This is a genomic window from Tabrizicola sp. M-4, assembly GCF_051132405.1.
Lineage (GTDB): Bacteria > Pseudomonadota > Alphaproteobacteria > Rhodobacterales > Rhodobacteraceae > Paragemmobacter.
The window spans coordinates 416,217-437,582 of record NZ_CP128606.1; the positions used below are offsets into that span (position 1 = coordinate 416,217).

Below are 21,366 nucleotides of genomic sequence, written 5' to 3' on the forward strand. Positions count from 1 at the left end.
TCCCATGAGACGTTCCCCGGCCTTCGAGGCCTTTCGATACGGCGCGATCCTGCTTGCCTGCGCCATCACTCTGGTGCCGATCCTGTGGATGGTGTCCATGGCCTTCAAGCCGATCGCCGAATGGCAGGCGACGGGGGCGGATCTGACGTGGTTTCCCAAGGAACCGACGCTGGACAATTTCCGCTATATCTTTGGCGAGAGCGGGTCGAACCTGATCGTGGCGCTGGACCGGACGGCGGCGAAGCCGATCCTTTCCTCGCTGCTGTCGGCCAGCCTTGGCACGCTGATCGCGATGGCGGCGGGAACCTCGGCGGCCTATGGGCTTTCGCGGTTCGGGGCAGGGGGCAACCTGCCGCTGGCATTGATCCAGTTGCGGCTGTTTCCGCCGATGGCGGTGATGATCCCCGTGATGATGATGTGGTCCTTCCTGAACCTGATGGATACGTGGTGGGGCTTGGCGCTGATCTATGGGATCGTCACGCTGCCATTCGCCTTCTGGCTGATGAAAACCTTTTTCGACGACATGCCGCGCGAGATCGAGGAGGCGGCGCTGGTGGAGGGCTGCTCGCGGGGGCGGGTGTTCTGGCGGATCACCCTGCCGATGATGCGGGCACCGCTCGCCTCGGCTTCGCTGTTCGTCTTCATCCTGAACTGGTCCGACTATCTGATCGCGCTGCTTCTGACGACGCGGGAATGGGTGACCATTCCGGTCTATATGGCGTCGCTCTCCTCTTCGATGACGGGGCAGCTTTACGGGGCGAAGGCCGCGCTTGGACTGATCGCCGCCGTTCCGCCGGTGGTTCTGGGGATCATGATCCAGCGGCACCTTGTCCGTGGCCTGACTTTCGGAGCGTTGAAGCAATGACCACCGCAGAAATCCGCAAGGACATGCCCACCCGTCCCGCCGCGCGGGAGGCCGATGAGGGCGCGCGCCTTGGGCTGCGGCTGACGCTGCCTGCACAACTCCTCGTGCTGTTCATTTCGGTCTTTCCGCTGCTGATGCAGCTTTACATCTCGCTGACGGATTGGTCGCCGCTGTCGGGGCTGGGCTGGCCGCATGCGCATGAGATGTGGAACGGCTTTGCCAATTACGTCGATGTGGCGGGGGACGGGAGGCTCTGGTCGGCGCTGGGGCGGACGGCGCTGGTGATGGCGGTCTGCGTTCCGGTGGAGTTCCTGCTGGGCCTCGCGCTGGCCACGCTGTTTGCCGACAGCTTTCCGGGAAAGCGCGTCTTCTATTCCATCCTCATCATGCCGATGATGGTGGTGCCGGCCGTGGCCGGATACATGTTCTACATGCTGTTCCAGTCGGGCGGTCCGGTGAATGACATCCTGTCGTCGCTGCTGGGCATGCCGGTGACGGTGGCGTGGCTGTCCGATCCGATGCTGGCGATGCTGGCCGTCATGGTGGCGGACATCTGGCAATGGACCCCGCTGATGTTCCTGATCCTGCTGGCCGGCCTGGTTGGTGTGCCGGAGGATCAGATGAAGGCCGCGACGCTGCTGGGCGCGTCGCCCTGGCAGAAATTCCGGACCATCGTGCTGCCGCGGATGAAGACGATCATCATCATCGCATTGGCGATACGGGTGATCGAATGCTTCAAGATCTTCGACACGCTTTTCATCATGACGGGCGGCGGGCCGGGCGTCGCGACGGAAACCATCAGCGTCTACATCTACAAGATCACGACGCAGGATCTGATCTGGGGCTATGTGGCGGCCATCGCCCTTGTGATCCTGCTGGTGCTGTCGGTGGCCTGCGTCTGGGCGATGAAACGGATGGCGCGAAAGGGGCAGCCAGCATGACCGCGATCCGTCTTGAAAATCTGGTGAAGCGGTTCGGTGGGTTCACCGCGTTGAAGACCATGGACCTGAGCATCGGCGACGGGGAGTTCATGGCGCTGCTTGGGCCTTCGGGCTGTGGCAAGTCCACGACGATGAACATGATCGCGGGGATGGAGGAGCCGAGCGAGGGACGTATCCTGTTCGGCGACCGGGACATGGCGGGGGTCGCCATGGGCAAGCGCGGCGTGGGGTTCGTTTTCCAGAACTACGCGATCTTCACCCATATGACCGTGCGCCAGAACCTTGACTACGGTTTGCGCATGGCGCGGCGGTCGAAGGCGGAGATCGCGCGCCGCACCGCCGCCATCGCCGATCTGCTGCAACTGGGGGATCTGTTGGACCGTCCCGCCTCGGGGTTGTCGGTGAACATCCTGCAACGGGTGGCCATCGGTCGTTCGGCCATGATGGAGCCTGCGATCTTTCTGCTGGATGAACCGCTGTCGAATGTGGATGCCGCCTTCCGCGCGGTGATGCGGACCGAGTTGAAGCATATCCAGCGCGAGTTCCGCCAGACCATGGTCTATGTCACGCATGACCAGCTTGAGGCCATGACGATGGCGGACCGCATCGCTGTGATGGATCATGGCGTGCTGCAGCAGGTGGGCACGCCGCTGGAGGTGTACAACAACCCCGCCAATGTCTTCGTCGCCCGGTTCATCGGCGCGCCGGGGATGAACCTGTTGCCGGGCGTGCCGGTCGAGGGGGCGGAGGGGCTGCGCATCGATCTGGGTGCGCTGGGCCGATCTGTCGTGCTGGACGCGCCGCTGGCGGCGGCGGCGCGGCGGGCGAAGGGCGGCGTGCAGTTCGGGTTCCGACCGGAGCAGGTGGAACTTGTCTCGGCGGGGGCGGGGCTTGGCATGACGGTGGGTTTCGTCGAACGCATCGGGGCGCGGACCATCGTCCATCTGGAGCGTGACGGGATCACGGCCAAGGCCGTTTTCGACAATGATACGCGGGTCGCGGTGGGTGATCTGGTCCATCTTGCCCCGCAGCGGGGGGCGCTGCGCCTGTTCGACGCCGAAAGCGGCGCTGCCTTGCGGGGGATTTGAGATGGCGGAGATCAGCTTTCGGAACGTCACCAAGCGCTATGGGCAGGCCGTGGCAGTGGACGATGCCAGTTTCACGGTGGCCGACAACGAGTTCTTCTGCCTGTTCGGCCCGCCGCTTTCGGGCAAGACGACGATGCTGCGCCTGATTCTGGGGCTGGAGCGGCCGGATGAGGGGGAGATCCTGATCGATGGCCGCCGCGTGAATGAGGTGTCGCCCGCACGGCGCAACATCGCGATGGTGTTCCAGAACCTCGCGCTTTTCCCGCATATGACGGCCGAGCAGAACGTTCGTTTCCCTCTGGTGGAGCGGGGCGAGACCGAAGCTGTGATTGCGGCGCGGCTGAAGGATGCGGCGGCGAAGCTGCATATCGGGCATGTGCTGCACAAGATGCCCGGGCAGCTTTCGGGGGGCGAACGTCAGCGCGTGGCGATTGCGCGGGCGCTGGTGCGCGATCCGGTGGCCTTTCTGATGGATGACCCGATCTCGGCGCTGGATGCGCGGCTGCGCGAGGAGACGCGGGTGGAGTTGAAGCGTATCCAGCGCGAGGCGGGGCGGACGCTGATCTATGTGACGCATGATCAGGAAGAGGCGATGTCGGTCGCGGATCGGATGGCCATTCTGGAGCGGGGCGCGATACGCCAGATCGGGCGGCCGGTGGAGATTTATGATCACCCGGCCTCGGCCTATGTGGCGCGGCTTCTGGGGGCGCCGGCGATTAACATCCTGCCGGTCGAGATGGTGCAGGGCGGAGGCGGCGTGATCCGGCTGGAGGGCCTTGCCCCCGCAGGAACGGCAGAGGTCGGCGTCAGGCCGGAGGATATCCGCGTCGGGGCGCATGATGGCCATGGTGCGGCGGCGAAGGTCTGGGAGGTGGAGCCGCTGGGCGGGACCACTGTGGTGACGCTGGATGTGGGCGGGCGGATGCTGCGCGCCCTTATGCGCGGCCAGCCCGACATCCGCGTCGAGACGCCGGTGACTTTGTCGGTCGATCTGGGGCGGGCACATTTCTTCGGCGCGGGCGGTCAGGCCCTGCGCCGCGCATGAGACAGAGGGGGAACTGAGAATGGCGATGCATGATTTCCAGCCGGATCCGCCGGTCAGGAGCAGGGAGCAGCCCATCGGCTGCATCGGCGCGGGCATGATCATGGCAGAATGCCATCTGGCCGCCTATAAGGAGGCTGGGTTTCCCGTGGTGGCCATCGCCAGCCGCACGCCCGCAAAGGCGGCGGCCGTGGCGGGGCGCTGGGGCATCGGAAAGGTGCATGACACGCCCGAGGCCCTGATCGCCGATCCGTCGGTCACGATACTGGACATCGCCTATCCGCCGGACCAGCAGCCAGCCCTGATCCGGGCTGCGCTGAAACAGCCGCATATCAAAGGAATCCTTGCGCAGAAGCCGCTCGCTCTGACGCTGGCGGAGGCCATCGCGCTTCGGGACGAGGCGGCAGCGGCGGGCAAGATCCTGAGCGTGAACCAGAACATGCGCTATGACCAGTCGATGCGCGTGCTGAAGCAGATCCTCGACCGGGGGGAGTTGGGGGATGTGGTCTTTGCCCAGATCGACATGCATGCCATCCCGCATTGGCAGGGGTTTCTGGAAGGCTATGACCGCCTGACGCTGGCAAACATGTCGGTGCATCATCTGGATGTGCTGCGGTTCCTCTTCGGTGATCCGGAGGAGATCACCACGCTGACCCGCAAGGACCCGCGCACCAAGTTCGACCATAGTGACGGGATCACCGTCTCTACGCTGCGCTTTCCGTCGGGTGTGCTGGCCCTGTCGCTTGAGGATGTGTGGTCTGGCCCGCGCGCGGAGGGTTACCGCGACGATCAGCAGATCACCTTCCGGGTGGAGGGGACGGCCGGGGTTGCCAAGGGAACGATCGGCTGGCCCACCGGGGCGGCATCGACCCTGACCTATGCCTCGCAGAAGACGACCAATGGTGAATGGGTCACGCCGACATGGGAGACGATGTGGTTTCCGCATGCCTTCGTCGGGGTGATGGAGCAGTTGCAGCATGCCGTGACCACCGGCATGCCGCCCGCGCTTTCGGTGGCGGACAACGTGCGGACGGTTGCGCTGATCGAGGCGGGATATCGATCGATCGCGGAGGGGCGCACCGTCCGGCTTTCTGAAATCAACACAGACTAGAACAGAGGGAGGACTAGACCATGCTTCATTCGGGCATCTTCACCGGATACTACCCCTACGGCCTTGAGGAGACCGCGCGCCGCATTCAGGCGCAGGGGTTCACCACCGTGCAGCTTGACCTGCATTTCAAGGATATCGACCTGTCGGCGGGGCAGATCACGGCAGACAAGGCCAAGCGTGTGCGCGATACCTTCCGCGACCACAACCTGCCGATCTGCTGCATCTCGGGCTATACGAACATCATCCATCCTGACAAGGAAGAGCGGGCGCGGCGCGTCGGCTATCTGAAGGAGATCATCCGCAACGCCCGCAACTTCGGCACGCCCTATGTGATTTCCGAGACGGGGACCTACAACACGGAATCCGACTGGGTCCACCATCCGAAGAACAAGACCGAGGAAGGGTTCGAGGAATGCCGCAAGGTCATCGCAGATCTGGCGCAGACCGCCTATGACCATGGCGCGACCTTCCTGCTTGAGACCTATGTGAACAACGTCGTCGGCAGCGTCGAGGAGACGGTGAAGATGTTCGCGCAGGTCGATCATCCCGGACTTGGCCTTCTGATGGACCCGACCAACTATTTCGAGACGCACAATATCGACCGAATGGACCAGATCCTGAATCAGGTCTTCGACACGCTGACCCAGCATATCCGCATTGCTCATGCCAAGGACGTGAAGCGGTCGGGTGACGACAAGTCGGAGAAGCATGCCGATATCGGCGACGAGGATGCGCTGGAGTCGCACACCTTCCGGGGTGTGGGGGAGATCGAGCTTCCGGCGCCGGGGCTCGGGTCACTGAATTATGACCTGTACCTGAAGCGGCTGGCCGAGAAGCATCCGAACATCGCCGTCATCATCGAGCATCTGTCCGAGGATGACATTCCCCGGGCGAAGGCCTTCCTTGACGGCAAGTTCAAGGCAAACGGCCTGTGACCATATGGGGTGGCGGGTGACCGCCACCCCCCTATTCCCCTGAAAGCAGCAGGAGCGGTTGCCGTGGTTCATCTCTACGGTCGGGAAAACTCACGCCTTGATCTGTCCCGGCGGACGGGAAGCCTGTCGCAATTCGGCGGGGTGCGCCTTGTCACGCTGGGCGACGGGGTGGAGCGTGGGCAGCGTATGCTGGAGTTCCGTACCGGGACCGGGCTGCGCTTCACCGTGATGGTGGATCGGGCGATGGACATCGCCGAGGTGGAGCACAAGGGCCGCGCCATCGGCTGGCATTCCCCGACCGGCTTTCGCAACCCCGCGCTGCATGATGCCGAGGGGGAGGGCGGGCTTGGCTGGGCACGTTCCTTCTCGGGGTTTCTGGTGACCTGCGGGCTGGATCACACGTTGGGCCCCGAGACGGTGGACGCGTCGAATTATGGCTATCCGCACCGCAGGACCATCGCGCATGTCCTGCATGGACGCGTGACGGGGGTGCCGGCACGGTTGCGCGGATACGGCGAAAGCTGGCAGGGGGAGCGCTGCATCCTCTGGGCGGAGGCCGAAGTGGTGCAGGCCACGGTCTTCGGCGAGCATCTGGTGCTGCGCCGGAGGATCGAGGCGGATCTGGGCGGGGACGAGATCCGCCTCATCGATCGTGTCGAGAATGCAGGCTTCAGTCCGACACCCCACATGATCTTCTACCACGTCAATCTTGGCTATCCGGTGCTGGAAGAGGGCGCGCGCTTCATCGCGCCGGTGGAGGAGGTGGTCTGGGCGGCGCATGGCGGCGCGGGCTATCGGGCGCAGGGCGTTGGATACAGGCGCATGGGCGGCCCGGTCGACCGGTTTTCGGAACAGGTGTGGCAGCATGAGATGCGTGCCGATGCGGAGGGCCGCGTGCCGGTGGCGATGGTGAATGACCGTCTCGCGCTTGGTCTGCAGGTGGTGACACGCAAGGCGGAACTGCCCTGCACTTTTCAGTGGCAATATCTGCAATCGGGCAATTACGCGATGGCGATCGAACCGTCGACGCATCACGTGCTGGGCGATCAGGCGGCCCGGGACAGGGGCGAGATGATCTGGCTGGGACCGGGCGAGGGGCGCGACTATGCGCTATCCTTCGAGGTTCTCGACGGGGCTGCGGCCATCGCGCGGGCAGAGGCCGCGATCGGCGCCATAGCGCGACAGCCCGAGGATGATTTTCCCGAACCTTCGGGCAATTTCCGGCCCCTGACGTGGGCACAGAAGACCAAGGAGATCACGACATGACGATGTCGCAGCTTGTCCAGAAGCGCGATTACAGTCTGACCGGGCCAAGTGCGCGGCGGGCGGTCGAACTCGGCCTTGCCTCGGCGGAGTGGTATCACTCCGAGGTGCCGCGCAAGGTGATGAAAGAGTTGATGCAGCGCAGGGACGGGCCTGCCTTGCGCGATACGGCAATATGGATCGGGTTGCTGGCGGCGTCGGCGGCGGGGGGCATCGCCTTCTGGGGAAGCTGGGCGGCAGTGCCTTTCTTCGTCGTCTATGGCGTGCTTTACGGATCGGCCTGCGACAGCCGCTGGCACGAATGCGGGCATGGCACGGCGTTCCGGACGCAATGGATGAACGATGCAGTCTATCACATCGCCAGCTTCATGGTGATGCGCAATCCGGTAAGCTGGCGCTGGAGCCATGCGCGGCATCACACGGACACGATCATCGTGGGGCGCGACCCCGAGATCGCCTTTATGCATCCGGCGGGGCTTTTGCCGAACCTGCTGCATTTCGTTGGAATTCTGGATACCTGGGCGTCGTTCAGGGTGCTGCTGCGGAACGCGGCGGGGATGCTGACGGCGGATGAGCGCGACTACATCCCGGAGAGCGAGATTCCCAAGGCCATCCTTGCGGCGCGCATCCATGTGGCCATTCAGGTTGCGGCCGTGGCGGCGGCGGTCTGGATGGGGTCGATTCTGCCCCTGATGCTGATCGGGGGGCCGCGGATCTATGGCTGCTGGCACATGTTCATGACCGGCCTGATCCAGCATGGCGGTCTGGCAGAGGATGTGGTCGATCACCGTCTCAATAGCCGGACGGTTTTGATGAACCCGATCAGTCGCTGGATCTATTGGAACATGAACTACCACGTGGAGCATCACATGTTCCCGATGGTGCCCTATCACGCCTTGCCGCGGCTGCATGCGTTGATCAAGCACGACCTGCCGCCCGCGAACCCGTCGATCTGGTCGGCCTTCCGCGAGATGGTGCCTGCGATCCTGCGGCAGCGGCGCGAGCCGGGCTATTACCTGCGCAAGGAGCTGCCCCCTACGGCGCGGCCCTATCGCGAGGAATTCCACACAACCGTGCCCGAACGGGCAAGCATGGGGTAAGACATGACCAGATGGATTGAGGCCTGCGGGCTGGACGATATCGAAGCCGAGGATGTTCTGCGCTTTGATCATGGTGGGGCGAGCTTTGCCATCTATCGCGATCCGGAAGGGGCCTTCTTTGCCACGGACGGGCTTTGCACCCATGAGCGGGTGCATCTTGCCGACGGGCTTGTGATGGGAGACCAGATCGAATGCCCCAAGCATAACGGGCGCTTCAACTACAAGACGGGGGCGGCGCTCCGGGCACCGGTCTGCGTGAACCTGAGGACCTATCCCGTGCGCGTGGCCGGGGACCGGGTGGAAATCGGGCTGGAGGAGACGCAATGACCCGCCGGAAACCGACCGTTGCCGACCTGCGGGCGCGCAAGGGCAAGGGGCAGTTGACGATGCTGCGCATCTTCACGCTGGAAGAGGCGGCGGCGGCGGAGGCGGCGGGGATCGACGTGGTGTCGATCCCGCCCGAGCTCGCGACCAATCCGGAATATCGGCAGGTTGCCCCGACGCTGTTTTCCATGACCGGTGTGGATCATCGCGAGGCGGGGACGCGGGAGGACTATCTGCGCTTTGCGGGCCGGATGCTGATGGCGGGGGCGGATGCGCTTTACTGCTCGGCCGGTCTGGGGACGGTGCGGTATCTGGCGGAGGAGCATATTCCCGTGGTGGGGCATGTCGGGCTGGTGCCGTCGCGCGCGACTTGGACGGGGGGGTTCAAGGCGGTGGGCAAGACGGCGGATGCGGCGATGGACCTGTTCGAGGAGGTGCGCGCCTATGAGGAGGCCGGGGCGTTTGCCGTGGAGATTGAGGTGGTGCCCGTCGAGGTCGCGAGTGCGATCAGTTCGCGGGTGGGCATCCTGCTGTGGTCGATGGGGTCGGGGCCGGGTTGCGACGTGCAATACCTGTTTGCCGAGGATATCCTTGGCACCAATCGCGGCCACATGCCCCGGCATTCCAAGGTCTATCGGAACTTCGCGGCGGAGTTCGACCGGCTGCAGTCAGAGCGCATCGCGGCGTTTCGCGAGTTCATCTCGGATGTCGCATCGGGGGCCTATCCGGAAGAGCGGCACGTTGTCCGCATGGCGCCCGACGAGGCCGCATCCTTCCTTTCACGCATCGAGACAGCAAAATGACCGACTTCTTCCAGGGCATCCCGCAGATCAAATACGAGGGGCCTTCCAGCACGAACGAATTCGCCTTCCGGCACTACAACCCGGACGAGGTGATCCTCGGCAAGCGCATGGAGGAACACATGCGCTTCGCCGTCGCCTATTGGCACAGCTTCGCCTGGCCGGGAGGTGACCCCTTCGGCGGCCAGACCTTCGACCGTCCGTGGTTCGGCGACAGCCTCGCGCTGGCAAAGCTCAAGGCCGATGTGGCCTTCGAGATGTTCGACATCCTGAACGTGCCCTTCTACTGCTTCCACGATGCCGACATCCGCCCCGAAGGCGCGAGTTTCGCGGAAAGCAAGCGCGCGCTGGACGAGGTGGTGGATTACCTCGGGCAGAAGCAGGCCGCGCACAAGACGCAGCTCCTCTGGGGCACCGCCAACATGTTCAGCCACCGCCGCTGGATGGCGGGCGCGGCGACGAACCCCGATCCCGACGTCTACGCCTATGCCGCCGCCACTGTGAAGGCGAACATGGACGCCACGCACAAGCTGGGCGGTGCGAACTACGTCCTCTGGGGCGGGCGCGAAGGCTATGAGACGCTCTTGAACACCGACCTGAAGGCCGAGCGCGAACATGCCGGCCGCTTCCTGCAGCAAGTCGTGGAATACAAGCACAAGATCGGCTTCAAAGGTGCGATCCTGATCGAACCGAAGCCGCAGGAACCGTCCAAGCACCAGTATGACTATGACGTGGCCACCGTTTACGGCTTCCTTGTGCAGTTCGGGCTGGAGAAGGAGGTGAAGGTGAACATCGAACAGGGCCACGCCATCCTCGCCGGCCATTCGTTCGAGCATGAGATTGCCCTCGCCGCCTCGCTTGGCATCTTCGGCTCCATCGACATGAACCGGAACGATTACCAATCCGGCTGGGACACCGACCAGTTCCCGAACAACCATGCGGAAAAGGCGCTGGCCTTCTATGAAATCCTCCGCGCGGGCGGCTATACCACCGGCGGCACCAACTTCGACGCCAAGATCCGTCGCCAGTCGCTGGACCCGGAGGACCTGATCCTCGCCCATGTCGGCGGCATGGACACCTGCGCCCGTGCGCTCAAGGCCGCCGCCGCCCTGCTGGAGGATGGCGCGTTGGAGAAAGCCCGCGCCGACCGCTACGCCGGATGGGAGAAGCCCGAGGCCAAGGCGCTGCTCTCCGGCTCGCTGGAGGATGCCGCCGCCGTCGTCACGGCCAGAAACCTCAACCCCGAACCGAAATCCGGGCGGCAGGAGCGGCTGGAAAACCTCTGGAACCGCTTCATCTGATCGGCGGGTTGGATGGGTAAGGGAAGGCTCAGGTCGCCTCGTGGACAAGGGTGCCTGCGAAGACCTCGCGGGCGACCCCTTGGATCATTCCGGCAATCAGGGGAGCTGCGTCGTCGGTGCTGTTATTGCGGATGACGAGGCCGACCGAGCGCAGGATGCGCGGGCCCTCCACGGGGACGACGGCCACGTCACGGTCCTCTGGGCCGATCTCGGAGCGGACATAGAGTGCGGGCATGAAGGCGATGCCCATGCCCATGCCCGTCATCAGGCGGATGGCGTCGAGACTGTTGCCTTCGTAATCCGAGCGGAGCCTTGCGCCGAGGGTTTCGCAGAGGTCCGTCACCTGCTGGCAGAGCGCGAAGGCAGGGCCAAGGGCGAGGACGGTCTGGTCGCGCAGGTCTTCGCGACGGATGCGGTCGCGCCCGGCGAAGGGGTGGTCGCGGGCGACGACGACCTGCAGGGGTTCGCGGAAGAGGCGGAACTGTCGGACGTCGCCGCGCACGGGCAGTTGCACGAGGATCATGTCGTAATCACCGCGTGCGAGGCCCGAGGTCAGCGACTCGGGCGATGCTTCGCGGATGAAGAGTTGCAGGTCCGGGTGGCGGGCGTGCAGGCGGGCGATGACATGGGGCAGGAGATAGGGCCCGAGCGTGCCGGAGGCCCCGAAGCGGATGGTGCCGGACAGCCCGCTGCGGGGAAGGTCGAAGCGGTTCACGAGGGTCTGCGTCGCGTCGAGGATGGCGCGGGCGCGTTCGTGAACCTCGCGCCCGGCGAGGGTGGGGATCACCCCGGCGCGCCCGCGTTCCACCAGTCTTTGACCCAGCCGCTTTTCCAGTGTGGCAAGCTGGACCGACAGGGAGGGCTGGCTGATGCCGCATTGTTCGGCGGCGGCCTTGAAGCTTCCCGTGTCGACCAGCGCCACGAAGTATTCGAGTTGCCTGAGGCTGGGCAGGTCGCGCATGCCTAGAGGAACTCATCTTCGCCGCCGCCTTCGTCGAAGGAGGGGGGCGGGGGAGGCGCGCCTTCGGTGCCGGGAGTATCAGAGCGGAACAGTTCGTTCGGGAGCCACGTGGCGAGGTCCGGGAAGGCCCAGAGAGCGGCGAGTGCCAGTATCTGGAGCGCGATGAAGGGAAGGACGCCGCGATAGATCATCGGTGTAGTGATCGTGCGCGGTGCCACGCCCCGCAGGTAGAAGAGCGAGAAGCCGAAGGGCGGCGTGAGGAAGGATGTCTGCAAGAGCAAGCCGATCATCACCCCCAGCCAGATCGGATCGACACCCATGATCAGAAGGACAGGCGCCGTTATCGGGATCACGATGAAGATGATCTCGAAGGTGTCAAGGAAGAAACCGAGGATGAAGATGATGAGGAACACCACCAAGAGCGCGCCGAATTGACCGCCCGGCATGCCTTGCAGGAAGCCTTGCACCATGGCGCTGCCGCCGAGTTGGGTGAAGACGAGGGCGAAGGCCGTGGCACCGAGCAGGATGATGAAGACCATCGAGGTGATCGACATCGTCGATTTCGACGAGTGGAACAGCGTCTGGAAATAGCTGCGGCGCAGGTCGCCGCGGGCGAGGATGGCCAGAAAGGCGAGTGCCAGAAGCACAAGCATCGTGTTCAGCAGACCAGCCGCGCCGAAGAACCACGCCGTGATGCCCAGACCCGCCATGGCCGCTAGCCAGAACCAGAAGAGACGCAGGTCACGCTTGGGGTCGCCTTCTGCGCCAAGATAGGCATCGGCAAAGAGCTTGACCGCCGCGAGGAAAAGCGCGCCGACCGCACCGACGCTGGCGCTTTCCGTCGGGGTGGCGATGCCTGTGACGATGGACCCCAAAACCGACATGATGAGCAGGAGCGGCGGGATCAGCGCGCCGACGATGCGCAGGCCGAGGCCGTTCCTCTCGGCCGCGGTCATGGCGACGGGGGGGCAGGTCTGCGGTTGGAAGATCGCCTTCCAGATGATGTAGAGCGAGAACATCGCCACCAGCGCGAGGCTGGGCAGAAGCGCCCCGGCGAAGAGGTCGCCGACCGAAACGGTATCGGGAGCGAAGTTTCCGAGGGAGAGTTGGGCGGCGGAATTCGCGCCCTGCAGGATGTCGGCAAGGAAGATCAGCACGGTGGAGGGCGGGATGATCTGCCCGAGCGTTCCAGCGGCGCAGATCGTGCCCGTGGCGAGTTTCGGATCATAGCCCGCGCGCATCATGGCGGGCAGGCTGAGCAGGCCCATGGTCACGACCGTGGCCCCGACGACCCCTGTCGCGGCGGCGAGAAGCGCGCCGACGAGCACGACCGAGAGGGCAAGGCCCCCGCGCAGCGAGCCGAAGAGCTGGCCCATGGTCGTCAGAAGGGACTCGGCAATGCCGGATCGTTCGAGGACTACCCCCATGAAGACGAAGAGGGGCACGGCGACGAGAACGGGGTTTGTTATGACACCCCAGAAGCGGTTGGGCAGGGCCGCGAAGAGCGATTGGTCGAAGGCACCGACGGCGATGCCCGCGAAGCCCACGAGGATGGCGAGACCGCCCAAGGTGAAGGCCACGATGTAGCCCGACATGAGGAAGAGGATGATCAGCAGGAACAGGCCTGCTGCCATTATCTGGCCGAGAAGTGCGGCATCCATGACTATGTCTCCTGGCCTATTGGGTCTGATTGGCGCTGTGGCCGCCGTGGTGGAGGGCGTGGCGTTCGTGGCCTGCAAGGACCATCAGCCCGCGCAGCACGAAGGCCGCGCCCTGAAGCCCGACGAGGATGACGAAACCGATGAGCGAGGCCTTGAGGATCCAGTAATTGCCCATGCCGCCGGGGTTGAGCGACCCTTCGTCCGAGGCGTAGGATGTTGTCCAGAAGGTCCAGATCGCGGTGCCGAAGACGATGAGGAAGGGCACCAGCAGCAGGAGTGTCATCAGCAGGTCGGAGAGTGCCTGACGGCGGACCTGCCAGCGGGAATAGAACACATCCACCCGCACGAAGCCGCCGGTCATCATGGTGTAGCCCGCGCCAAGCACGATGACGATGACATGGGTCCAGATGTAGGATTCCTGCAGCCAGATCAGGCCGGTCCCCATGACGTAGCGCAGATAGACCGTGGCGAAGCAGAGGATCACCGTCGCCAAGGTCGCCCATGCGACGATGTAGCCGCTCCATCGGCAGATCGCGTCGATCATGCCCACGATGCGCGCAGTCGCGCGCACCCAGCCGGGCTCAGGCCCGGCATCCGCAGTTGCCATGCTTTCCTCTCCCCTGTCGCGCGGCGGCCCGCCCGTCTTGGCGGCGGTGCCTCCGCACTGTCCCTGTTGCATTTTCCGGGGGCAAAACCCCGGACTGACGGGGTAGATTGCTGCGGTTTTGGGGATTGCAAGGGGCGTGAATAGTTTTTTTTAATTAAAATAGGAAGCGGTGATAGCTTTCGATAGTTTTTTCCTAAAGATCGGTTTTCCGCGCGTCTTCCCGTTGCCCTGCGACAAAGCGTCTCCAATTCCACCGGATCACGGCGGGTTCGATGGAGTGCCTGACCGTCGGCAAGCTTGTTTTCATGGGAGGAACGAATGAAAAGACGCGACTTTCTGACGAAATCGGTGTTGGGCGGCAGCGCGGCGGTCGCGGCTGCCGGACTTGCGGCGCCAGCCATCGCGCAGGGCACGATCGAGTGGCGCATGGTCCATTCCTGGCCGAAAGGGTTGCCGGGAGTGGGCGTGGGGGCCGAGCGTCTTGCGCAGCGCATCGAGGCGATGTCGGGCGGGCGGATGAAGATCAACGTGTTTGCCGCGGGCGAGCTTGTCCCGGCGCTGGGTTGCATGGATGCGGTGATGGATGGGACGGCCGAGATGGGCCATGACGCGTCCTTCTACCATGTGGGCAAGCATCCGATGCTGGCGGCCTTCTTCGCGGTGCCCTTCGGGATGACGGGCGATGAGCAGGCGGCGTGGCTGCTGCATGCAGGCGGGCAGCAGTTGTGGGACGAGTTGAACAGCCAGTTCGGGATCATGTCGCTGCCGGCAGGGCAGACATCGGCGCAATCCTTCGGCTGGTTCAAGAAGGAGATCAATACGCCGGAGGATTTCCAGGGCCTGAAGATCCGCATGCCGGGCCTTGGCGGCGAAATGGTCAAGAAGCTGGGCGCGACGCCCGTGCTGCTGCCGGGTGGTGAGATCTTTGCCGCGCTGCAATCGGGCGCAGTGGATGCGGCGGAATTCATCGGTCCGGTGAATGACCTGCCGATGGGGTTCCATCAGGTCGCGAAGATCAGCTATGGCCCCGGCGTGCAGGAACCGGGCGGCACGGTGCAGGCGATGTTCAACACCGCCAAGTTCCAGGAATTGCCGACCGATCTGCAGGAGATCATCCGCGCCGCCTGCCATGCCGGGCACGAGGACATGAAGGTGGAATATGACCTGCAGTCCGGCCGCGCGATGGAGACGCTGAGGGTGCAGCATGGCGTGGAGTTCCGGCGTCTGGAGCGCCCGGTGCTGGAGGCACTGGGCAAGGCGGCGGGTGAGGTGATCCAAGAGTCCTACGATGCGGGCGACGATCTGACCCGCCGCATCTGGGACAGCTATCTGGCGAGCCGCGCCGACACGATGCGGTTCCTGCGTTTCAACGAGCAGGCCTTCCTGAATGCCCGCACGCTGGAATTCCCGTTCCCCGGCCCGCAGGCGACCTGATCCTTTCATTAGCCCAAAAACGGATGGCGCGCCGGGGTTCCGGCGCGTCGTTTGGTTTCGATGCCTAACCTTGTCTGTGCGTCTTGCCCAAGGCTGAGGCTTGGCAGGACAGGACCGATATCGGGCGGGCGTCAGGGACTGGAAATCGGCGGTGGAGCGGTATCTTATGGCGCATGACGGAAGACCGAGGAGAGCCGAGATGACCGCGCCGCGCCTGAGCCTGAACGATGGGAAAAGCATTCCGCAACTGGGTTTCGGCCTGTGGCAGGTGCCCGAAGACCAGACGGCGCGGGTCGTGCGCGAGGGATTGGCGGCGGGGTATCGGCTTATCGACGGGGCCGCGATCTATGGCAATGAGGTGGGTCTGGGCGAAGGGCTGCGCGCGGCCCCGGTGGCGCGGGACGAGGTCTTCGTCACCACGAAGGTGTGGAATGACAGGCAGGGTGAGGCGTCAACGCGGCAGGCGGTGGAGGAGAGTCTTGCGCGGATCGGCCTGCCTTCGGTGGATCTGATGCTGATCCATTGGCCCTGCCCGGAGCGGGGCAAGTTCCTTGAGACATGGAAGACATTGATCGCGCTGCGCGACGAGGGGAAGGTCACCTCTATCGGGGTGTCGAATTTCCGGGTGGCCGATCTGGAGGTGATCATCGGCGAGAAGGGCGTGGTGCCGGTGCTGAACCAGATCGAGTTGCATCCGCGCCTGCAGCAGGCGGAGTTGCGCGCGTTTCATGCCAAGCACGGGATCGTCACCCAAAGCTGGACCCCGCTGGGGCAGGGGAAATCCTTCGGTGCCGATGCGATCCGCGCGGCAGCGGCGCGGGTTGGCAAGAGCCCGGCGCAGGTGATCCTGCGGTGGCATGTGCAACTGGGCTGTTCGGTGATCCCGCGGTCGACGCGGGCGGCGGGGCTTGCCGAGAACCTTGATGTCTATGGCTTCGCCCTGACCGAGGCCGAAATGGCGGGTATCGCCAAGCTGGAGACGGGCGAGCGGACGGGGCCGGACCCCGCCGTCTTCAACTGACCTTCGGCGGTTTCGGCCAGTATTGCCGTGCGGCGGCGAGGGCGAATTGCAGCGCAAGCCCGCCGCCGATCAGCAAGCTGTCGGTCAGAAGGTCCTCGCCCGTCGTCAGCTTGATGCCTTGCAGGCCGATGCAGAGAACCGAGCCGAGGGCAAAGACGGGCAGTGCCTGACGCCCCAGAAGTTCGAAGGGCGCGGCAAGGGCGTGGGCGCAGGCGCGACGGATGGCCGGGAAGGTGGACAGGAAATAGGTCAGCGCAAGGATGTGCAGCAGGCGCGGGGCGGTGACGAAGGTCTTGTCGAAGGCCGTCAGGTGCCACGGCAGGTGGAAGGTTTCCTTGGCAAGCCAGAGCGTCTGGCCGGTGATCTTGCCGATGGCAGGAAACTGGGCGGAGAGCGCGGCATAGAACAGGAAGATGCCGGTCGCGACCTGCAGCCACGGGATGATCGGAACGAAGCGGCGGCCTGCGCGGATGGAGACGCCCGTGATGAGGCCGGCGACAAAGATCACCTGCCATGCCATGGGGTTGAAGAACCAGACGCCTTCGGATGGGAAGTTGGGCGGACCGAGGCGGAAGAGGCCGGTCAGGAACCAGAGAGCGACCGACACCGCCATGAGCCGCAGCGGCCAGCGCCATGCGGCGTAGAAGGCGATGGGCGAGACGGCGAGCAGCGCAAGGTAGAGCGGCAGGATGTTGATATAGCCGAACTGGTGGCTGAGCGTCACAAGGCCGATGAAGGTGTGCAGCGGATCCAGCCAGACCCATTTCATCTGGTTCTTGAAGAGGATCCGTGCGTCGTCGAACCACAGCGCCACGGCGGCGGCGATGGCGAGGGCGGCAAGCGTGGTAGCGATATGGACGAGGTAGAGTGTCCAGACCCTGCGCCAGACGCGGGCGAGGCCTGTCCAGAGCCTTGCGCTGCGGTCGCGGAAATCGGCGGAATAGGCAAGGCCCGCCGCAATGCCGGACATCATGACGAAGCCTTCGGCGGCATCGGAGAAGCCGAAGTTGCGGCTTGTCCAATCCTCGAAGGCATTTCCGGGGACGTGGTTGATGAAGATCATCACGAGGCAGATGCCCCGGAAGACATCCAGCCTTGGATCACGGGAAGAGGGGGGGCGGATCGGCGAGGAGGGGTCGGTCATGGATCACCGCTTGGCCGGACCTGTCCGGGGTTTGGCGGCGCTCTTGCCCGCTCCGCGCCGTTTTCGCAAGGGTGGTGCTGGGGTGATGGCAGATTGCCGCGCGGGACGGGCGCGTCAGGCGGCGTCGCGTCGGTCGGTTTCCGCCTCCCAGCGCGACAGCACGGCATCGTGGAGGTCCATCACCGGGGCCGGGGAGCGTTCCGTTCCGATGGTGAAGAGGCGGGTGCGGCTGGGGCGGGAGGACCATGCGATGATGGCGGGGGCAAGGACCATCGGCAGGGCGACGGGCAGCAGCCACAGGACAAGCTGTGGCGAGAGCCATTGCGCCATGACGAGGACGAGGCCGCCTGTGGTGACGATCCAATGCGAGGCAGCCCATGCATCGCGGAAGGACAATGTGCCGTCGCCGCGTGTCTGGGCGGGCCAGCCGCCATCGGCGCCGCGCAGCACCTGCAGGACGGACCGGGTTTGGTACATCAGGAAGATCGGCGCGGTGAGCGAGGAGAACAGCAGTTCGGCCAGCGTGGATTGCAGCGCGCGCAGTCCTCCCCCGAAGGCGCGGGCACGGCGGCGCAGGGTGGCGTCAAGGAGGATGAGCAGTTTGGGCAGGAACAGCAGCCCACCGATGCCGATAGCCAGACCCAGCGCCTTTGACACCTGGCTGACCGGCAGCACGGGGAAAGGCCAGTATTCGATCGGGAAATAGTTGATCGGCGGGGCGAAGATGGGCGCGGCGATGGAGGCGGCGAGGAAGGCCAGCCAGAAGCCCGGCGCGATATAGGCGAGGATGCCCTGCAGGAAGACGAAGCGGCTCCACGGTTTAAGGCCGGGGGCGAAGATCAGGCGGGAATGCTGCAAGTTCCCTTGGCACCAGCGGCGGTCACGCTTTGCGTGGTCGATGATGTTTTCAGGCGCTTCCTCATAGCTGCCGGACAGGTCGTCATCCACGCGCACGGTCCAGCCCGCGCGGGCGAGGAGGGCGGCCTCGACATAGTCGTGGCTGAGGATGTGGCCGCCGAACGGGGGCTTGCCCGAAAGTTCGGGCAGGCCACAGCTTTCGGCGAAGGCGCTGACTCGGACGATGGCGTTATGGCCCCAGAAGGGGCCGGTGCGGCCCTGCATCATGGCAAGGCCGCGGGCGAAGACGGGGGAATAGAAGGCGGCCGAGAATTGCATGATCCGGCCAAATCGGGACTTGGCGCGGATCACGGTGGGCAGGGTCTGCAGCAGGCCGAGGTCGGGCGCTGCCTCCATCCGGCGGACCATCTCGACCATGGTTTCGCCTTCCATCAGGCTGTCGGCGTCGAGGATGATGGCATAGGTGTAGGCGGCACCTGCGCGTTTGATGAAATCCTCGATATTGCCGGCCTTGCGCCCCTTGTTCGAGGTGCGGCGGCGATAGAAGATGCGGCCTTCGCCATGGGTATCGGCCAGCAGGCGCAGGAACCAGATGCGTTCGCGGGCGGCAACTTCGTCATTGCGGGTGTCGGAGAGGATGGCGAAGTGGAAGCGATCCCCCTGCCCCGTGGCGCGGAGCGAGGCATCCATCGCGGCGATACGGGCGAAGGTGGCGACCGGGTCTTCGTTGTAGACTGGCACGAGGATGGCCGTCATGGCGCGCAGGGGGCCAGTGGCCGCGGCAGGGCGTGGCGGGCGTGTGGTCAGGCCCATCAGCGCCGTGAAGGCCCCCCATGCCAGCCAGAAGGTCGATGCGAAGATCAGCAGCGCGCGGAGGACGTCGAAACTGTCGAACCCGTCGGAGGCGCCGAATTGCAGGAAGACGACGAAGCCAAGCCCGGCTGCAAGGAGGGCGGCCGAAAGGACGAGGGTGCGGGTCGCAAGCACCCCGTGCTGGGGGGGCCGCACCCCCATTGTCTAGTGCCCCGCCTTCCGCAGACGGTTCAGGCGCGGAAGGAAGAGCGAGAAGAGGCCGGGGCGCGCCTCGGCCTCCAGCCGCTGGATCGGCATGGCGAGAGGGGCGTCGGGAAGGGCGCCCAGATCCTCGGCCAGACGGTCGAGGTCGAATTGGTCCGGCTGCGACAGGTCCATCATGCTGCGTTGATCCACTGATAGAGCCATGTTTCGGTAAGGCGACGGTCGAAGCCCGCAAGATGGGCCGAGAGTTCGACGACCGCGTCGGGAGCGGCGGAAACATCGATCACCAGACGCCAGATATCGGTGTTGGCGATCTTTTCCAGCACCTTGCTGGTCACTTCTCCGTTGGCGACGGAGACGACGGGTTCGATCTTGGTCTGGCCGTCGAGGGGGCCGATCATGCCGCCCTTGTAATCGACGACGAACTTGCGCGTGCCCTGCTGGGCCTCCACCCCGGCGAAACCGCCATGACCGGAGCGCGTTTCGAAGACATAGGCCAAAGCTTCGTCGGGGTCATGGGAAAGGTCGCCCCAGTGCAGGCGATAGGCGAATTCGCGCGCGTCGCCTGCCTTGGCGGGGGCTTCGGGCACCCAATAGGCGACGATATTGTCATTCGCTTCGAGGTCCGAGGGGATTTCCACGAGACGGACATTGCCCTTGCCCCAATCACCCAGCGGTTCGACATCCAGCGACGGGCGACGTTCGTAATGAGCGCCCGTGTCCTGATAGCTTTCGAAATCGCGGTCGCGCTGATGCAGGCCGAAACGACGCGGGGCGGTTTCGGCGAAGTAGCTGCCCGTCAGGCGCGGCGGGTTGTTCAGCGGGCGCCAGATGATGTCGCCATCGGCGCGCAGGATGCGCAGCCCGTCGCTGTCGTGGACGTTGGGGCGATAGTCGTCGAACTCCGCGCGGTTCTTTTCCGAGAAGAGGAACATCGACGTCAGCGGGGCCACCCCGAGTTCGGTCACATCCTGCCGGAAGAAGAGGCGCGCGGTCACGTCCATGACGGTTTCCGCACCGGGCGTGATCACGAAGCGGTAGGCGCCTGTCACGCTGGGGCCTTCCAGCGTGGCATAGACGGTGATCGTGCTGCCGCCTGCCGTGTCGCGTTCCATGTAGAAGCGCGAGAAGCGGGGGAATTCCTCGCCCTGCGATGTTGCCGTGTTCAGCGCGAGGCCACGGGCCGAGAGGCCATAGGCGGAGTTGCGGCCAAGCGCGCGGAAGTAGGAGGCGCCGACGAAGGCCACCAGTTCGTCCCACTTGTCGGGGCGGTTGATCGGATGGTTCAGACGGAAGCCTGCGACCCCCGGCAGTTCCGCATGTTCCGGGACGCGGGCGGCGAGGTCGTTCAGATACTCGAAATCGTCGGTGGAGAAGAGCATCTCAGACGATTGGCCGTCTGCCACCTCGAACAGGCGCACCGGTTCCGGGAACAGCCAGCCCATGTGGAAGGCGGCAAGGCGGAAGCGCGTCGGTTCCTCGGCCCAGCGGGCGCGGTCGTCGCGGAAGCGGATCAGGCGATAGTCATCGTAGTTCAGATCGCCAAGGAAGCCTTCGGGCGCAGGGGCCGTCTGGTGCGGCTGGGTCGCGAGTTGGCGCATCTCTTCGGTCAGGAGGTCGAATGAGAATTGCTGCGCCGCCGCAAAGGCGGGGGCCGCCGGTTGGGTGGTGGAATCTTGGGCAAATGCGAGGCCGGTCTGGCCAAGCAGGGAGACGGGCAGCAATGCGCCCGCAACGGTGAGGATGTCCCGGCGGGAAAGCCTGGGGTGGAGGGGGCCTGCGATCTTCATAGAGGACTATAACCCAACGGTTTTTTCCCGCGCGAGGAGGCTGCGCGACTCAGCGCGGCATATAGGGGAGAGGGGAAGACGACTGCAAGGAGGGTTCAACGGG

Annotated in this window: 20 protein-coding genes; 13 read left to right on the plus strand and 7 right to left on the minus strand. The window is 64.7% G+C overall.

Features of this window, described 5'->3' with window-relative positions; translation table 11 throughout:
• The first annotated feature begins 4 nt into the window (after positions 1 to 4).
• The 11 genes from TabM4_RS02100 to xylA all read left to right on the plus strand — a co-directional run bounded on the left by TabM4_RS02100 (position 5) and on the right by xylA (position 10,770).
• Complete coding sequence (locus tag TabM4_RS02100) at positions 5 to 865, plus strand: carbohydrate ABC transporter permease (RefSeq protein WP_434617727.1); 861 nt, start codon at positions 5 to 7, stop codon at positions 863 to 865.
• Entirely contained in the window at positions 862 to 1,806 is a 945-nt protein-coding gene (locus TabM4_RS02105; protein WP_434617730.1) for a carbohydrate ABC transporter permease, read from the plus strand. The genes TabM4_RS02100 and TabM4_RS02105 overlap by 4 nt, the downstream gene beginning before the upstream one ends.
• Complete coding sequence (locus TabM4_RS02110) at positions 1,803 to 2,894, plus strand: ABC transporter ATP-binding protein (RefSeq protein WP_434617733.1); 1,092 nt, start codon at positions 1,803 to 1,805, stop codon at positions 2,892 to 2,894. The genes TabM4_RS02105 and TabM4_RS02110 overlap by 4 nt, the downstream gene beginning before the upstream one ends.
• A gap of 1 nt (position 2,895) precedes the next feature.
• A complete protein-coding gene (locus tag TabM4_RS02115; protein WP_434617736.1) occupies positions 2,896 to 3,939 on the plus strand; it encodes an ABC transporter ATP-binding protein in 1,044 nt (347 codons plus the stop codon).
• 19 nt (positions 3,940 to 3,958) lie between these two features.
• Entirely contained in the window at positions 3,959 to 5,047 is a 1,089-nt protein-coding gene (locus TabM4_RS02120) for a Gfo/Idh/MocA family protein (protein ID WP_434617739.1), read from the plus strand.
• A 20-nt stretch (positions 5,048 to 5,067) separates the two neighbouring features.
• Complete coding sequence (locus tag TabM4_RS02125; protein WP_434617742.1) at positions 5,068 to 5,982, plus strand: sugar phosphate isomerase/epimerase family protein; 915 nt, start codon at positions 5,068 to 5,070, stop codon at positions 5,980 to 5,982.
• A gap of 63 nt (positions 5,983 to 6,045) precedes the next feature.
• On the plus strand, positions 6,046 to 7,248 hold the full coding sequence (locus TabM4_RS02130; RefSeq protein WP_434617745.1) for an aldose 1-epimerase family protein: 1,203 nt from the start codon (positions 6,046 to 6,048) through the stop codon (positions 7,246 to 7,248).
• Positions 7,245 to 8,345, plus strand: coding sequence for a fatty acid desaturase family protein (locus TabM4_RS02135; protein ID WP_434617748.1), 1,101 nt, complete (start codon positions 7,245 to 7,247; stop codon positions 8,343 to 8,345). The genes TabM4_RS02130 and TabM4_RS02135 overlap by 4 nt, the downstream gene beginning before the upstream one ends.
• Before the next feature lie 3 nt (positions 8,346 to 8,348).
• Positions 8,349 to 8,672 carry a MocE family 2Fe-2S type ferredoxin gene (locus TabM4_RS02140; RefSeq protein WP_434617750.1) on the plus strand — a complete coding sequence of 108 codons (324 nt, stop codon included), beginning with the start codon at positions 8,349 to 8,351 and terminating at the stop codon, positions 8,670 to 8,672.
• Positions 8,669 to 9,472: a 3-methyl-2-oxobutanoate hydroxymethyltransferase gene (locus TabM4_RS02145; protein ID WP_434617753.1), complete on the plus strand. Its 804-nt coding sequence runs from the start codon at positions 8,669 to 8,671 to the stop codon at positions 9,470 to 9,472. The genes TabM4_RS02140 and TabM4_RS02145 overlap by 4 nt, the downstream gene beginning before the upstream one ends.
• Positions 9,469 to 10,770: a xylose isomerase gene (xylA, locus tag TabM4_RS02150; RefSeq protein WP_434617755.1), complete on the plus strand. Its 1,302-nt coding sequence runs from the start codon at positions 9,469 to 9,471 to the stop codon at positions 10,768 to 10,770. Before TabM4_RS02145 ends, xylA begins: the two co-directional genes overlap by 4 nt.
• 28 nt (positions 10,771 to 10,798) lie before the next feature.
• On the opposite strand, the gene TabM4_RS02155 is transcribed toward xylA, so the two are convergent.
• From TabM4_RS02155 to TabM4_RS02165, 3 genes are read right to left on the minus strand one after another with little or no spacing between them, the layout of a single operon-like run.
• Positions 10,799 to 11,731, minus strand: coding sequence for a hydrogen peroxide-inducible genes activator (locus tag TabM4_RS02155; protein WP_434617758.1), 933 nt, complete (start codon positions 11,729 to 11,731; stop codon positions 10,799 to 10,801).
• Positions 11,732 to 11,733: 2 nt separating this feature from the next.
• Entirely contained in the window at positions 11,734 to 13,392 is a 1,659-nt protein-coding gene (locus tag TabM4_RS02160) for a TRAP transporter large permease (RefSeq protein ID WP_434617761.1), read from the minus strand.
• Positions 13,393 to 13,408: 16 nt separating this feature from the next.
• On the minus strand, positions 13,409 to 13,999 hold the full coding sequence (locus tag TabM4_RS02165) for a TRAP transporter small permease subunit (RefSeq protein ID WP_434617764.1): 591 nt from the start codon (positions 13,997 to 13,999) through the stop codon (positions 13,409 to 13,411).
• A gap of 318 nt (positions 14,000 to 14,317) precedes the next feature.
• Between TabM4_RS02165 and TabM4_RS02170 the strand changes: the two genes are divergently transcribed.
• Together TabM4_RS02170 and TabM4_RS02175 are read left to right on the plus strand one after the other, a co-directional pair.
• Positions 14,318 to 15,433 (plus strand): TRAP transporter substrate-binding protein, encoded by a 1,116-nt coding sequence (locus tag TabM4_RS02170; RefSeq protein ID WP_434617767.1) that lies wholly within the window; start codon positions 14,318 to 14,320, stop codon positions 15,431 to 15,433.
• A 199-nt stretch (positions 15,434 to 15,632) separates the two neighbouring features.
• Entirely contained in the window at positions 15,633 to 16,454 is an 822-nt protein-coding gene (locus tag TabM4_RS02175; protein WP_434617771.1) for an aldo/keto reductase, read from the plus strand.
• Here TabM4_RS02175 and TabM4_RS02180 read toward each other — a convergent pair.
• The 4 genes from TabM4_RS02180 to TabM4_RS02195 all read right to left on the minus strand — a co-directional run bounded on the left by TabM4_RS02180 (position 16,447) and on the right by TabM4_RS02195 (position 21,263).
• Positions 16,447 to 17,598: an OpgC family protein gene (locus TabM4_RS02180; protein WP_434617774.1), complete on the minus strand. Its 1,152-nt coding sequence runs from the start codon at positions 17,596 to 17,598 to the stop codon at positions 16,447 to 16,449. The genes TabM4_RS02175 and TabM4_RS02180 overlap by 8 nt on opposite strands.
• Positions 17,599 to 17,712: 114 nt before the next feature.
• Positions 17,713 to 19,470: a glucans biosynthesis glucosyltransferase MdoH gene (gene mdoH / locus TabM4_RS02185; RefSeq protein ID WP_434617777.1), complete on the minus strand. Its 1,758-nt coding sequence runs from the start codon at positions 19,468 to 19,470 to the stop codon at positions 17,713 to 17,715.
• Between the two features lie 3 nt (positions 19,471 to 19,473).
• Positions 19,474 to 19,665, minus strand: coding sequence for a hypothetical protein (locus TabM4_RS02190; protein WP_434617780.1), 192 nt, complete (start codon positions 19,663 to 19,665; stop codon positions 19,474 to 19,476).
• Entirely contained in the window at positions 19,647 to 21,263 is a 1,617-nt protein-coding gene (locus tag TabM4_RS02195) for a glucan biosynthesis protein (RefSeq protein WP_434617782.1), read from the minus strand. The genes TabM4_RS02190 and TabM4_RS02195 overlap by 19 nt, the downstream gene beginning before the upstream one ends.
• Positions 21,264 to 21,366 lie beyond the last annotated feature (103 nt).